General features: G+C 49.1%; 17 protein-coding genes. 10 read left to right on the top strand and 7 right to left on the bottom strand.

Annotation, left to right across the window (positions count from 1 at the left end; all coding sequences use genetic code 11):
- Positions 1 to 94 precede the first annotated feature (94 nt).
- The 6 genes from IE094_RS02455 to rpsF form a co-directional block, all read right to left on the bottom strand.
- Entirely contained in the window at positions 95 to 1,468 is a 1,374-nt protein-coding gene (locus IE094_RS02455; protein WP_189638972.1) for an aminotransferase family protein, read from the bottom strand.
- Positions 1,469 to 1,638: 170 nt separating this feature from the next.
- Positions 1,639 to 2,031 carry a DUF2237 family protein gene (locus IE094_RS02450; protein WP_189638971.1) on the bottom strand — a complete coding sequence of 131 codons (393 nt, stop codon included), beginning with the start codon at positions 2,029 to 2,031 and terminating at the stop codon, positions 1,639 to 1,641.
- Between the two features lie 66 nt (positions 2,032 to 2,097).
- Positions 2,098 to 2,643: a tetratricopeptide repeat protein gene (locus IE094_RS02445; protein ID WP_189638970.1), complete on the bottom strand. Its 546-nt coding sequence runs from the start codon at positions 2,641 to 2,643 to the stop codon at positions 2,098 to 2,100.
- 131 nt (positions 2,644 to 2,774) lie between these two features.
- A complete protein-coding gene (rplI, locus tag IE094_RS02440; RefSeq protein ID WP_189638969.1) occupies positions 2,775 to 3,401 on the bottom strand; it encodes a 50S ribosomal protein L9 in 627 nt (208 codons plus the stop codon).
- An 11-nt stretch (positions 3,402 to 3,412) separates the two neighbouring features.
- Positions 3,413 to 3,640 carry a 30S ribosomal protein S18 gene (gene rpsR, locus IE094_RS02435; protein WP_099593814.1) on the bottom strand — a complete coding sequence of 76 codons (228 nt, stop codon included), beginning with the start codon at positions 3,638 to 3,640 and terminating at the stop codon, positions 3,413 to 3,415.
- A 16-nt stretch (positions 3,641 to 3,656) separates the two neighbouring features.
- Positions 3,657 to 4,016, bottom strand: coding sequence for a 30S ribosomal protein S6 (gene rpsF, locus IE094_RS02430; protein ID WP_189638968.1), 360 nt, complete (start codon positions 4,014 to 4,016; stop codon positions 3,657 to 3,659).
- A gap of 298 nt (positions 4,017 to 4,314) precedes the next feature.
- On the opposite strand from rpsF, the gene IE094_RS02425 reads away from it, so the two are divergent.
- The 10 genes from IE094_RS02425 to cysE all read left to right on the top strand — a co-directional run bounded on the left by IE094_RS02425 (position 4,315) and on the right by cysE (position 12,214).
- A complete protein-coding gene (locus tag IE094_RS02425; protein ID WP_189638967.1) occupies positions 4,315 to 4,569 on the top strand; it encodes a hypothetical protein in 255 nt (84 codons plus the stop codon).
- Positions 4,570 to 4,640: 71 nt separating this feature from the next.
- Positions 4,641 to 5,579: an ACP S-malonyltransferase gene (gene fabD, locus IE094_RS02420; RefSeq protein ID WP_189638966.1), complete on the top strand. Its 939-nt coding sequence runs from the start codon at positions 4,641 to 4,643 to the stop codon at positions 5,577 to 5,579.
- Positions 5,580 to 5,589: 10 nt separating this feature from the next.
- Positions 5,590 to 6,327: a 3-oxoacyl-[acyl-carrier-protein] reductase gene (gene fabG, locus IE094_RS02415; protein ID WP_189638965.1), complete on the top strand. Its 738-nt coding sequence runs from the start codon at positions 5,590 to 5,592 to the stop codon at positions 6,325 to 6,327.
- 251 nt (positions 6,328 to 6,578) lie between these two features.
- Positions 6,579 to 6,812 carry an acyl carrier protein gene (locus IE094_RS02410; protein WP_099594125.1) on the top strand — a complete coding sequence of 78 codons (234 nt, stop codon included), beginning with the start codon at positions 6,579 to 6,581 and terminating at the stop codon, positions 6,810 to 6,812.
- A 184-nt stretch (positions 6,813 to 6,996) separates the two neighbouring features.
- Entirely contained in the window at positions 6,997 to 7,947 is a 951-nt protein-coding gene (locus IE094_RS02405; RefSeq protein ID WP_189639421.1) for a calcium/sodium antiporter, read from the top strand.
- A 107-nt stretch (positions 7,948 to 8,054) separates the two neighbouring features.
- Positions 8,055 to 9,314: a beta-ketoacyl-ACP synthase II gene (fabF, locus tag IE094_RS02400; protein ID WP_189638964.1), complete on the top strand. Its 1,260-nt coding sequence runs from the start codon at positions 8,055 to 8,057 to the stop codon at positions 9,312 to 9,314.
- 4 nt (positions 9,315 to 9,318) lie between these two features.
- Positions 9,319 to 10,350 carry an endolytic transglycosylase MltG gene (gene mltG / locus IE094_RS02395; RefSeq protein ID WP_189638963.1) on the top strand — a complete coding sequence of 344 codons (1,032 nt, stop codon included), beginning with the start codon at positions 9,319 to 9,321 and terminating at the stop codon, positions 10,348 to 10,350.
- Positions 10,351 to 10,546: 196 nt separating this feature from the next.
- Positions 10,547 to 11,014: a hypothetical protein gene (locus tag IE094_RS02390; RefSeq protein WP_189638962.1), complete on the top strand. Its 468-nt coding sequence runs from the start codon at positions 10,547 to 10,549 to the stop codon at positions 11,012 to 11,014.
- Positions 11,014 to 11,328: a DUF7742 family protein gene (locus IE094_RS02385; RefSeq protein WP_189638961.1), complete on the top strand. Its 315-nt coding sequence runs from the start codon at positions 11,014 to 11,016 to the stop codon at positions 11,326 to 11,328. Before IE094_RS02390 ends, IE094_RS02385 begins: the two co-directional genes overlap by 1 nt.
- A gap of 64 nt (positions 11,329 to 11,392) precedes the next feature.
- A complete protein-coding gene (gene cysE, locus IE094_RS02380; protein WP_189638960.1) occupies positions 11,393 to 12,214 on the top strand; it encodes a serine O-acetyltransferase in 822 nt (273 codons plus the stop codon).
- Positions 12,215 to 12,338: 124 nt separating this feature from the next.
- Here cysE and IE094_RS02375 read toward each other — a convergent pair whose 3' ends face one another.
- Positions 12,339 to 12,851 carry a hypothetical protein gene (locus IE094_RS02375; RefSeq protein WP_229801968.1) on the bottom strand — a complete coding sequence of 171 codons (513 nt, stop codon included), beginning with the start codon at positions 12,849 to 12,851 and terminating at the stop codon, positions 12,339 to 12,341.
- Between the last annotated feature and the right edge of the window lie 118 nt (positions 12,852 to 12,969).

Below are 12,969 nucleotides of genomic sequence, written 5' to 3'. Positions count from 1 at the left end.
GTAAAAAACGTGTTGGTGAATGGAAAAAGGGCCCCGTTTGGGACCCTTTTGCACGATATACAATGCCGCGAAATTGCGGAGGTGCACCTTAATATTAGGAAAATACAGATGTGAGTGCGTTATCAATCGCATCACAGAGCTGATCCAAATCATCACGCGTTGAAATCAACGCAGGCGATAGGCAAAGCGTGTTGTTGAAACCGGGAACCGAACGGTTGGTCGCACCAATGATCACACCTTGTTGCATACAATTGCCCACAACGGCCTGAACCAGTTTTTCATCAACGGGTGCACGGCTTTTGCGATCGGACACAAGTTCTGCGCCCACAAACAAACCCTTGCCACGGACATCACCGATGACAGCGTGTTTGTCTTGTAATTCAGACAGCTTGCCCATCAGATATTCACCCATTTGGGTTGTGTTATCTAGCAAACCTTCGGCTTCGATGATTTTCATGTTTTCAATCGCGGCCGCTGGCCCCGCAGTACAGCCACCAAAGGTGGAGATATCGCGAAAATAGCTGAGCGGGTCTGTGTCGTCTTTGAACATGTCAAAAACCGCCTCGGTTGTGACCGCGCATGAAATCGCAGCGTAGCCTGATGCAACACCTTTGGCCATTGTGACGAAATCAGGTTTGATGCCATATTGTTGATAGCCAAACCATGTGCCTGTGCGCCCAACGCCACAAACGACTTCGTCGATATGTAATAAGATATCGTATTTTTTACACAAGGCTTGCACGCCTTCCCAGTAACCTTCGGGTGGGGTGATCACGCCACCACCTGCGGTTACAGGTTCCAATACGATCGCACCGATGGTATCTGCACCTTCGCGTAGAATAACCGCCTCGATCTGATCAACGCAATATTTGCCATAATCGCCATCGGGTGTTTGACGGCGATATTCCATGCAATGTGGCACCATGACAAAGCCCGGTGTAAACGGACCGTATTGTGCGTTGCGCTCTTCTTGGCCACCAGCGGACAGGTTAGCAATTGTTGTGCCGTGATAATCGCGTTCGCGATACAAGATTTTGGATTTCTTACCGCCGTGGTGTTTATGGCTGATCTGGCGTACCATTTTGTACACTTTTTCATTCGCCTCGGATCCAGAGTTTGCATAATAAACCCGCGACAGCCCCGGCATTTTTGACAACAGCATTTCAGAGAAAATCGAACCCGGGATAGACCCAGCAGAGCCAGCGAAATAGTTCATCTTGACCAACTGATCGCGCACCGCATTCGCAATGCTTTCGCGCCCATAGCCAACGTTAACCGTCCAAACCCCGCCAGACACCGCATCAAGGTGTTCTTTGCCGTTTTGATCCCAAACACGCATTCCTTTGCCCTCGACAATGATACGCGGATCGCTGGTTTCATATTGTTTATGTTGGCTAAGGTGATGCCACACATTTACGCGTTCTTGTTCAACGATATCCTGAATGTCGTTTGTTTGTAGATAATCCATCGCTGTCTCCTGAGACCTGATTGTTTGAAAATGTTGGCAGGGAAATTAGATTCTGTCAGCAAAGATTTTTATGCTTTGGGGGAAATACAGCGACATTCGGGAAAAACGAAACTTGGCCGTTTGGGGAAGTGTGGGTTTTTTGGATATTTAGAACATTTGGAGCTGGGGCGTTAATTCATATCCAATGCATGTGCGCGCAAAACCGCAAAGGGAATTGTTTCCAATGTGTTGATATGTGTGCATTCCAATAACACATGGGGGGCGGCGTTGAATGCATCGGCCTGTGCCCAGCGATCCGCGCAAAGACACCAGCGATCCCCAGGGGTGAGGCCGTCAAAGCCAAATTCAGGGCGTGGCGTTGACAGATCATTGCCGTTTTGTTTGGAAAAGGCGAGGAATTCAGCCGTCACTTGGATACATACCGTATGGCGGCCTGAATCTTGGGGCCCCGTATTACAACAGCCATCGCGGAAAAAACCCGTCAGCGGATCAAGCGAACAGGGTTTTAATGGTTCGCCAAGGACATTCACGCTTGGCTCAATTTGGACGGTGGGCGGTTTCATGGGCAGGTTTCCCAACAAAGGCGAAGTTAAATTTTGCCCCTGTTGGGTGAATATTGCAAGGGCGGGTTAATAATCTGTTGTGATATCGCCGCGAATTGCATTGGCTAGGGCGCGATACGGCCAGTTATCTTTGCCAGAAATGCTTGCGATTTCGATCAATTGATCAACCGCAGCCGTCATATCGCCACTGCGCACCATGCCTTGCCCCATGTACGAGCGCGCGGTGATGTTTGTGGGGTCAATGTCCAGCGCCGCGGTGTAATAGGTGTTCGCCAGTTCTGCGCGACCAGCCTTGCGATGGGCATAACCTTGGTAGGTGAGGATGCGTGGATCGCGCGGGTTTGCAGCCATGTCCAACAGGCGCAACGCATTGTCATATTGATTGGCATAGGCCAATTCGCGTGCGTTTAGATAGATTTGATCGTCGTTCAGGTTGCTTTCTTCGATTTCGACGCATTTTTCTGATTTTTCATTCCAAACAAAGCCCTTTTCACATTCCATGGTGGTTTCTGTTGGCTTTGGTTTTTCTGGTGTGCTGCTGCCAGCGGCAAATATTGGCATGGCGATGCTGATGGCGATGCTTGCGGTGGTGATCAGGGGGGTAAATTTCATGGGATATCTCCTGTTGGGGTGATGTTATACGTATAGTAACGCAGTTTCCCCGACAAAAGTTTCACAAAATTGCGATAAAAAAAGGCGCACGAAAATTCGCACGCCTTGATTTTTTGCAAAAAGAGGAAAGCTTACGCTTCGTCTTCTTCGTTTGTTTCGCCAGCTTCTTCTGAAGGAACGGCTTCTTCTAGCTCGTCCAGTGCCGCAGAACCGATATCGTCGAACAATTCAGCGATTTCGAAATCTGCTTCTGCGTCTGCTTCGGCAGCCAATTCCTGGATTGATTTACCTGATGCTTGCAATTCTGCTTCTTCAACAGAGCGTGCAACGTTCAGTTTAACCACACAAGAAACTTCTGGGTGCAGAGCAACAGTCACTTCGTGAAGACCCAATTCTTTGATTGGAGCAGCCAAAATGATTTGTTTTTTGTCAACTGTGAAACCAGCTTCGGTTGCGGCATCTGCGCAATCGCGGTTGGAAACAGAACCGTAAAGCGCGCCAGCATCAGATGCGGAACGAATCACGATGAACTGTTCGCCGTCCAATTTTGCAGACACTGCTTCTGCTTCTTTTTTGGTTTCGAGGTTCTGCGCTTCAAGCTGTGCTTTTTGCGCTTCGAACTGTGCTTTGTTTGCGTCTGATGCGCGCAAGGCTTTGCCCTGTGGCAACAGATAGTTACGTGCGAAACCTTGTTTCACGGACACAACGTCGCCCATTTGACCCAGCTTAGCAACGCGTTCTAGTAGGATAACATCCATGGATTTTCCCCTTACTTAACAGCGTATGGCAGCAATGCCAAAAAACGAGCGCGTTTGATTGCCTTGGCAAGTTCGCGTTGTTTTTTTGCAGATACTGCAGTGATACGAGAAGGTACAATTTTGCCGCGCTCAGAGATGTAGCGTTGCAGCAATTTTGTATCTTTATAATCGATTTTTGGCGCGCCTTCACCGGTGAACGGGCAAGATTTGCGACGACGGAAAAATGGTTTATTTGCCATGATTTACAGGTCCTTCTTAACGTTCACGGTCGCGACGTTTTTCGTCACGCGCGGATTTAGCTTGTACAACAACGGATGGGCCTTCTTCGTGTTCATCAACACGGATTGTCAGCACACGCATAACGTCGTCATGCAGCGACATCAGGCGTTCCATTTCTTTTACCGCTGAAGACGGAGAATCCGTTTTCAAATAGGCATAGTGGCCTTTACGGTTTTTGTTGATTTTGTAAGCCATCGTTTTCAGGCCCCAGTATTCTGAATCAATCAGCTTGCCGCCGTTGTCTGTCAGAACTGCGCCGAAGTGTTCGATCAAACCTTCGGCTTGCGCATTTGACAAGTCTTGTCGCGCAATAAATGTATGCTCGTAGAGCGCCATTTCATTCACCATTATCAAGCGTGCTTCAAAACAAGGGCCAATTCTTGCGCGCCCAAGTACGAGAGGCATCCGCGTTAAAATACTTGCGCAAGAAAGGTGGCTTATAACGTGAAATGGGGGAAAGACAACGGGAAAAAGTGGCGCGAGAAACTTGGATAAATACACTTTTTACGGGAAAATAGGCCGATATCGTCCTATTAATGACATTTTAATGCCTTGTTTCGATTATATCCATTATCGGACAACGGGCGGATTGGCGAATCTTCCTTAACGAAGAGTATCATAAGGGGGCTTTGATATGAATATTGAACAAAAAGAGACAACGACATCTCTACGAACGCGGATTTCAGCGTTTATTAACAATGAATCTGGGGCCGTTACGGTTGATTGGGTTGTTGTTGCGGCATTTTTGGTTTTGTTGGGGCTCGGGATTACCGTGCAAATCAGCGCGGCAATTGATTCAAATATGGGTTCTCTTGCCGAGATATTAACTGCTCAAACCGAAGAAATGGATCGTTTGAGCGCAACAAATAGCGAAGATGACGGTAGCTGATTTGGATAAACTCTGGTGTTGGGTTTGACGCGGCGTTATAACGGAGCCGAGGAACTAACACAGAGAATTTAATGACACGCGCATTTGTTTTCCCCGGACAGGGGGCCCAAACAATCGGCATGGGCAAAGAATTTGCGGATCAATACGCATCCGCGATGGCCGTTTTCCAAGAAGTTGACGATGCTTTGGGCGAAAACCTTTCCAAATTAATTTGGAAAGGTGATATCGCCGACCTAACGCTGACCCACAATGCGCAACCCGCATTGATGGCCACCAGTATTGCCGCCATGCGCGCATTAGAAGCACAGGGCGTTGATATCAATGCGGCGGATTTTGTCGCGGGGCATTCATTGGGCGAATATTCGGCACTATGTGCAGCGGGTGCGATTTCATTAACCGACACTGCAAAATTATTGCGCATTCGTGGAAACGCGATGCAAGAGGCGGTGCCTGTTGGGTTGGGCGCGATGGCTGCGATCTTGGGATTGGATTTTACCACAGTGCAGGAAATTGCCAATGCGGCCAGTGCGGATGGCGACATTTGTCAGGCCGCAAATGATAACGACCCAAGCCAAGTAGTGGTGTCTGGCCACAAGGCGGCGGTTGAACGCGCATGTGATCTGGCCAGAGAAGCGGGTGCAAAACGTGCGATGTTATTGCCCGTATCCGCTCCATTTCATTGTGCATTGATGCAACCCGCCGCCGATGCGATGGCGGCGGCATTGGCCGATGTTGATGTGAAAACACCAGCCGTGCCCGTGATTGCCAATGTTTTGGCAAGTGCGACATCCGATAGCGATGAAATCAAAAAGCTGTTGGTGCAACAGGTGACAGGTTCCGTGCGTTGGCGCGAAAGCGTTGAATGGATGGGTGCCAATGGCGTGACCGAAGTTTTTGAAATTGGTGCGGGCAAAGCATTGTCTGGCATGATCCGCCGTATTAACCGCGATATTAACTGTGTTGCCGTGAACAACCCCGAAGGCGCGGTTGCTGCCGCCTCTGCGATATAAAGGAATTCAAATGTTTGATCTAAAAGGTAAAAATGCACTGGTAACAGGTGCATCTGGTGGTATCGGTGGTGAAATTGCGCGTGCATTGCACGCACAGGGCGCACAGGTTGCATTGTCTGGTACACGTGTTGAACCGCTTGAAAAACTGGCAGCAGAATTGGGCGCGGGCGCGTTTGTGACCCCATGTAACCTGTCCGATGTTGATGCTGTCAAGGCATTGCCGGGCCAAGCGTCCGAGGCCATGGGTGGTTTGGATATTCTGGTCAATAACGCGGGTATCACACGCGACAATATTTTCATGCGCATGTCTGATGATGAATGGCAGAGCGTGATTGATGTGAACCTCACATCCACCATGCATTTGATGAAGGCAGTCATGCGCCCGATGATGAAGGCACGCTGGGGCCGTATCATAAACATCACATCAATCGTGGGTGTAACGGGTAACGCAGGGCAGGTGAATTATGCCGCGTCCAAGGCGGGTATGATCGGGATGACCAAATCATACGCCCAAGAAATCGCATCGCGCGGGATTACAGCAAACTGTGTCGCACCAGGGTTCATTGAAACGGCGATGACGGCTGAATTGCCCGAAAACGTGCAAACAGGCATCTTGGCGGGTATCCCGCAAGGGCGCATGGGCACACCAAGTGAAATCGCAGCTGCGGTCGCATTTTTGGCATCAAACGAGGCCAGTTATGTCACCGGGCAAACGATTCACGTGAACGGCGGCATGGCGATGATTTAATTGCCCAATGGATGGCGAATTTTGCATTTACCCTTGTAAAACAGGAAAATCGTAGCCATCATATTGGGACAGGCGCAGAATGATATGGCGATTGGTTGATAAAACTATTGCCATATTGAAACATTCTGTTATAGCGCAGCGCAGTTGTAGCGTTTTACATCTGTAATGCGCAAAAACCGGCCCTTGGGTCATTGTTGTCGCAGCAACGCGACAGTCTAACGGCCACTGGCCATAAATTGAGGATTGAGAATATGAGCGACATCGCAGATCGCGTAAAAAAAATCGTTGTCGAGCATCTGAGCGTTGACGAAGACAAAGTTGTTGAAGGTGCTTCTTTCATCGACGATCTGGGCGCAGACAGCCTTGACACAGTAGAGCTGGTAATGGCTTTCGAAGAAGAATTCGGTATCGAAATTCCTGACGACGCAGCAGAGACTATTCAGTCTTTTGGCGACGCAGTGAAATTCATCACAGAAGCTGCATAAGCTTTAGTGATCACGATCAAAGGCGGCGTTTCCCACGGGAAGCGCCGTTTTTTTATGGGTGCATGAATTTTTCCCATTGAAAACCCCCGCACAGATTCACAGATAACCCAACAAGTGTTGACGCAATGATATTTTGCGCAGCATGATTTGCGCAAAGCGCGCATAAAGGTTCGTCATGGACGTTATGAATATCTTTTATCTGATCATGGGATTTGTTGGCCTGATTTTTGGTGGGGAATTGTTGGTGCGCGGCGCAGTTGCGATTGCACAGCGTTTGGGTGTGTCGCCGATGGTGATCGGCCTAACGCTGGTTGGGTTTGGCACATCGACCCCAGAATTGTTAACCAGTGTGAATGCCGCCCTTGCAGGGGCGTCTGGTATTGCCGTGGGCAATGTTGTGGGCAGTAATATTGCCAATGTTTTCCTGATTATTGGTGTCGCGGCATTGATTGCGCCTATGGCAATTGCACGCACTGGATTTTTACGCGATGCAGGTATGTTAATGACCGCAACATTTGTCTGCCTTATCGCGACGCATGTCGGGATTTTGGGGCGATCCATCGGTGTTGGCTTTGTGTTGCTGCTGGTGGGATATTTGTTTTTTACCCTATTATCGGAACGGCAAAATAAAACCGTCGCTGGTGAAACCTTTGCGCAGATGGGCGGGGACGTTGCACCAACGCCGATGGGAAAACAGATAGTGTTTGTTCTGATCGGTTTGGGGTTAACGTTGATTGGCGCAAAGTTTCTTGTGCAAGGCGCGGTGACGCTGGCGGCGGGGTTTGGCGTGTCTGAGACCTTGATCGGGTTAACGATTGTTGCGGTGGGGACATCCATGCCCGAATTGGTCACATCGGTGATTGCTGCACGCAAAGGCCAGGCGGGCGTGGCCTTTGGCAATGTTTTGGGCAGCAATATTTTCAATATTCTGGGCATATTGGGTGTGGTTGCCATTGTGCAACCCATTGAAATTCCGCCTGAAATCGTAAGTTTCGATATCTGGGTAATGGTGGCCTCAAGCGCGATGCTGCTTGGCCTTGCGTTCACAGGTTGGCGCATATCGCGCCCAGAAGGTGGCGTGATGCTCGCTTGTTATTTGGTTTACACCGCATATCTAATTGCATCTGCAGCTTAAAGTTGTGAAATGCGCAGAAACGGGTTGAAAAAGCCATAGCGTTTGCTTGCCCTTGTATTCTCAAGGCGATAGATAGGGGCAAGCAAAATGAATGAGGGACTATTATCATGCGTCGCGTTGTTGTCACGGGTTTAGGAATGGTTTCACCACTTGCATGTGGTGTTGATGAAACGTGGAAACGTTTGTTGGCTGGTGAAAACGCCGCTGGCACGATCACACGTTTTGATGCGGATCATTTGGCAACGAATTATGCCTGTGAAATCCCGTTTGGGGATGGTTCCGATGGCACATTCAACCCAGATGACTGGATGGAACCAAAGGAACGCCGCAAGGTTGATGATTTTATCCTGTATGGCATCGCAGCGGCGCAACAGGCCGTTGATGATGCGAATTGGAAACCAGAGGACGAAGAATCCCGCCTGCGTACAGGTGTGATGATCGGATCTGGTATTGGTGGGCTTGGCACGATTGCCGAAACGGCCGTGACATTGAAAGAACGCGGCCCACGCCGTGTTTCACCGTTCTTTATTCCCGCATGTTTGATCAACCTGGTGTCAGGCCAAGTGTCCATTCGTTTTGGGTTCAAAGGCCCAAATCATGCGGTTGTGACCGCCTGTTCCACAGGTGCACATGCGATTGGTGATGCGGCGCGTCTGATCGCGCTGGATGATGCGGATGTGATGATTGCAGGTGGTGCGGAAAATCCGATTACCGAAATTGGTATCGCAGGTTTTAACGCCTGTAAGGCGCTGTCAACCAAACGTGGCGATGATCCTAAATCCGCATCGCGCCCATATGACGATGATCGCGATGGGTTCGTGATGGGCGAGGGTGCAGGTGTTGTTGTATTAGAAGAATACGAACACGCCAAAGCACGCGGTGCACATATTTATTGTGAAGTTTTGGGCTATGGTCTGTCTGGTGATGCATATCACATCACAGCGCCATCATCCGATGGCGACGGTGGTTTCCGTTCCATGCAAGCGGCGATCAAACGCGCAGGGATCACACCCGCAGATATTGATTATATCAACGCGCACGGCACATCGACCATGGCCGATACAATTGAATTGGGTGCGGTCACACGATTGATGGGCGATGCGGCGAAAAATGCGACCATGTCATCCACAAAATCCGCGATTGGCCACCTGTTGGGTGCAGCGGGTTCCGTTGAGGCGATTTTCTGTATTCTGGCGATGCGCGATCAAATTGCGCCACCAACATTGAATTTGGATAACCCGCCAGCGGATGCTGTTTTGGACCTTGCGCCCAAATCCGCCGTTAAACGCAAGATTGATACTGTTTTGTCGAACTCTTTCGGGTTTGGTGGTACAAATGCATCATTGGTCTTTGGTCGGGTAAAATAAGAATATGTTCGCACGCCACATTGCTGCAAATTTTGTAAATCTGCTGATTGTTTTGTTGATCGCGGGGGGCGTTGCCATCCTGTGGGGGAAATCCCAATTCAACAAGGCGGGGCCGTTGACGCAGGAAACCGAATTTGCGGTGAACCCCAATGATCGGATCAATTCGTCAAGCTCGAAAAAGGGCGTGGCGGAACGCCTTGAGGATGCTGGCATTATTTCGGATGCGTCCATTTTCCGTGCTGGCGCGAAATATTTGAATAAAAACAGCCAACTAAAGGTTGGCGATTATATCATCCCAGAAGCGGCATCAATGGCGCAGGTGTTAGAGATCGTGAATTCAGGTGTCGGCATTTCGCAAAATGTGACCTTCCCTGAAGGTTGGACAAATCTGCAAATCGTTGAACGTTTGATGGCGCAGGAACAATTGACGGGCGAGGTTACGACATTACCACCAGAGGGTGGGTTATCGCCCAATACCTATGCCTATAATCGCGCGGATACACGGCAAAGCATCATTAATAAAATGGTGGTCGCACAGCAAATTATTCTGGACGAGGTTTGGGAAAACCGCGCCGACGATCTGTTTTTGAAAACCAAAGAAGAAGCCTTGATCGTTGCATCCATTATCGAGGGGGAAACCCCGGTGAAGGAAGAATTGCGATTGGTTTCAGGGGTGATCATCAATCGTTTGCAAAAAGGCACACCATTGGGGATGGATTCCACCACCGTTTATGAATTCACGGGGGGTGATCCCAAAAAGATGCGCGATATTCGCCGTTCGGATTTGTTAAAAGACACGCCATATAACACGCGCCGTTTTGCCGGCCTGCCGCCAACACCAATTGGCAACCCAAGCCGACGCGCATTGGAAGCGGCGGTAAATCCAGAAAAGACCGATTTTATGTTTTTCGTGGCTGATGGCACGGGCGGGCACGCATTTGCCAAGACGTTGGCAGAGCATAATAAGAATGTTGCCAACTGGCGCCGTATCGAACGCCAACAAGCAGCGGATCGTGCAAAAGCCAATGATAACTAGGGTTTAGCCCAAGTGTTAATCAGAGGTTAATGCGTAGTGCGTTGATATATAACGATTTTCCTTGACTTTGCGAACGGTCCAACGTATAACTTTAGTCAAGCTGGAAGAAGTGGGTAAGCGGCACAGGGGTGAACCTTGTGACCGCTTTTTCTATTCTCTCTCTTTGGGCGGGCAACCGTGAAAGAGCATTCAATACATGACTGACACAATCCCAGTGGGGGAGTTTGATGAAGATAACAATCAATATTATGTTTATTTGGGAAACAAATGGCGGGCGGAAAAGCCAAGCCAGATTTCGAATGGGGCCGCGTTTGAATCTGTGGTTTTCCACCTTGATCACACCATCGTGGCAGGGGCAGATAATACCACCGCCGATATTATTCCGAGTCATTGTGTGGTGAGCGCCGTCACCGCGCGGGTGATCGCACCCATTGTGACCGATGGTGCGGCCAGCTGGACATTGGGCGTCACTGGTGCATCAGGACGATATGGTTCCCAATACGGCTTGGCATTGAATTCGTATGCGATTGGGGTAACTGGCCAACCACAAGCGTATTATTCCGATACACCATTGTTGATTGCACCAGAAACAGGTGCGTTTGTATCGGGTGAAATCCGATTTGCTGTGCATGCGATGGTGCCAACGCCACCCGATGCGGTGTAATGCGTCGCATTATTCACAGCGATATATTCGCCGCGGCGCGTGCATTATTGTGCGTGCCAGCGGATCAACGCGAACAATTGCTCGCCGCGATGTTTGAAACGGCACATATTGGGGATATCCTGCGCCGTAGGCTTGGCCAAAATGATCCAAATTTTGGTGATGGCACGTTGCGCGGAGCAGCGCATATCCACACGATGAAACCGCAGTGTTCGATTGCGGATATTGAATTTTTGCGATGCGTTTTGGTGGTCATTACTAAAATGTTAGACAAAATGCTGGCGCATCAGGCCAAAAAAACATACAAAAATCTGTGATTGACATCATATTGTAATCCTTTGGCGCAATGTTGTATAAAGACGTGAAACCAGAGGATTTGTCATGGCTGAAGTCGCAAAGAAAAATATCACACAGGTTGATCCTGTTTGGGAGCGCATTGTCGGCGAAGCAGAGGATTTGATTGCCAAGGAACCCATTTTGGGTGGCTTGGTACATTCATCTGTGTTGCACCATGCGCGTTTTTCCAAGGCTCTCAGCTATCGCATTGCGTTGAAGTTGTCATCCGATGAAATGCCTGCGCAAATATTGCGTGAAATTGCGGACGAGGCGTTATCAAGCGATAAATCGATTGCGCGGGCTGCGCGTGCGGATATTGTGGCAGTGTTTGATCGCGACCCTGCGTGTCATACGTTTATTCAACCATTGCTGTTTTTCAAAGGCTATCAGGCCGTGCAATCCTATCGGATTGCGCATTGGTTGTGGCAGCACGGCCGCAATGAAATGGCTTATTTTTTCCAAATGCGCGCATCAGAAGTTTACGGTGTTGATATTCATCCTGGTGCCAAAATTGGGCAGGGGATTATGATTGACCACGCCCATTCGGTGGTAATTGGTGAAACGGCTGTTGTTGGTGATAATGTTTCAATGCTGCACTCTGTAACGCTCGGTGGTACGGGCAAGGCGGATGGCATTCGTCACCCAACAATCGAAGATGGCGTGTTGATTGGGGCGGGTGCCAAGGTTCTTGGCAACATCACGATCGGCCATTGCAGCAAGATTGCCGCAGGTTCGGTGGTGTTACACGAAGTGCCCGCATGTAAAACCGTTGCAGGTGTTCCAGCCAAAGTTGTTGGCGAGGCGGGCTGTGATCAGCCATCACAAAGTATGGATCATTATTTTGGCGATTGTGACTGTGATGATTGATCGTGGTCATATCATAGGTCACAAGAATGCGATGACCCTTGGAATTTGTGAAAAACTACGTATATTGAGTGGGAACAACAAGGAAACAGATATGTCGCAACCAGATCCAATTGTATTTTAGGGATTAAAATCCCTCGCGTGTTTTGCCTACGATATATGGGCGGTATCCGCGTGTTGCCGATAGCCATCTGTAATTGCGTTTGAATTCGATCAAGATTTCATTCCCAATTTTTTCACATTCCGTCACATTATGCACAATGCGTTCAATCGTGGTTATTTTTGCGGCTGTTGAAACAGTTGCGAAACTGGGCAGATTCAATCCATTAATCTGCGCTGATATCTTATCCAACAGGCCATAAAACAAGACTAACCGTTTGATCAATCCATCCTCTATATAATGCAAATTTGTAATGTTGCGGCGGTAAACATGCGTATGGTTTGCAGCCGTGATATGTGGGATCAGTGCCGCATCATTTTGCAGCGCTATGTGCAATTTTGACAAATCACGCGAGCTTTCGATAAAGAAATACAAATCTTTAGTGTTAAAATCGACCTCGGCAAAAAGGGCGCGGATGAAGTTACGCCGTTCTGATCGGCGTGAATACAACCCTTCGAAAAAGCTATAAATTCGGGTCATCGCCCAAATTGAAACCGAAACCGTTGCGCCGACAAGGGCAGCATTTTCCACTATTGACGCTATCGTACATCTCCTGCTGATTGTGTGTATCAGAGCATAGCTGCGACACAAAGAAAAG

This window comes from Paramylibacter ulvae (genome assembly GCF_014652655.1).
GTDB lineage: Bacteria > Pseudomonadota > Alphaproteobacteria > Rhodobacterales > Rhodobacteraceae > Amylibacter > Amylibacter ulvae.
This window is presented reverse-complemented; position numbering and strand designations above follow the sequence as displayed.

Coding starts and splice junctions, on each gene's coding strand:
- cysE (WP_189638960.1), top strand. CDS start 11,393: ATGGCTGAAGTCGCAAAGAAAAATATCACACAGGTTGATCCTGTTTGG.
- fabG (WP_189638965.1), top strand. CDS start 5,590: ATGTTTGATCTAAAAGGTAAAAATGCACTGGTAACAGGTGCATCTGGT.
- mltG (WP_189638963.1), top strand. CDS start 9,319: ATGTTCGCACGCCACATTGCTGCAAATTTTGTAAATCTGCTGATTGTT.
- IE094_RS02390 (WP_189638962.1), top strand. CDS start 10,547: ATGACTGACACAATCCCAGTGGGGGAGTTTGATGAAGATAACAATCAA.
- rpsR (WP_099593814.1), bottom strand. CDS start 3,640: ATGGCAAATAAACCATTTTTCCGTCGTCGCAAATCTTGCCCGTTCACC.
- IE094_RS02445 (WP_189638970.1), bottom strand. CDS start 2,643: ATGAAATTTACCCCCCTGATCACCACCGCAAGCATCGCCATCAGCATC.
- fabF (WP_189638964.1), top strand. CDS start 8,055: ATGCGTCGCGTTGTTGTCACGGGTTTAGGAATGGTTTCACCACTTGCA.
- IE094_RS02425 (WP_189638967.1), top strand. CDS start 4,315: ATGAATATTGAACAAAAAGAGACAACGACATCTCTACGAACGCGGATT.
- IE094_RS02455 (WP_189638972.1), bottom strand. CDS start 1,468: ATGGATTATCTACAAACAAACGACATTCAGGATATCGTTGAACAAGAA.
- IE094_RS02450 (WP_189638971.1), bottom strand. CDS start 2,031: ATGAAACCGCCCACCGTCCAAATTGAGCCAAGCGTGAATGTCCTTGGC.
- IE094_RS02385 (WP_189638961.1), top strand. CDS start 11,014: ATGCGTCGCATTATTCACAGCGATATATTCGCCGCGGCGCGTGCATTA.
- rplI (WP_189638969.1), bottom strand. CDS start 3,401: ATGGATGTTATCCTACTAGAACGCGTTGCTAAGCTGGGTCAAATGGGC.
- IE094_RS02405 (WP_189639421.1), top strand. CDS start 6,997: ATGAATATCTTTTATCTGATCATGGGATTTGTTGGCCTGATTTTTGGT.
- rpsF (WP_189638968.1), bottom strand. CDS start 4,016: ATGGCGCTCTACGAGCATACATTTATTGCGCGACAAGACTTGTCAAAT.
- IE094_RS02375 (WP_229801968.1), bottom strand. CDS start 12,851: ATGACCCGAATTTATAGCTTTTTCGAAGGGTTGTATTCACGCCGATCA.
- IE094_RS02410 (WP_099594125.1), top strand. CDS start 6,579: ATGAGCGACATCGCAGATCGCGTAAAAAAAATCGTTGTCGAGCATCTG.
- fabD (WP_189638966.1), top strand. CDS start 4,641: ATGACACGCGCATTTGTTTTCCCCGGACAGGGGGCCCAAACAATCGGC.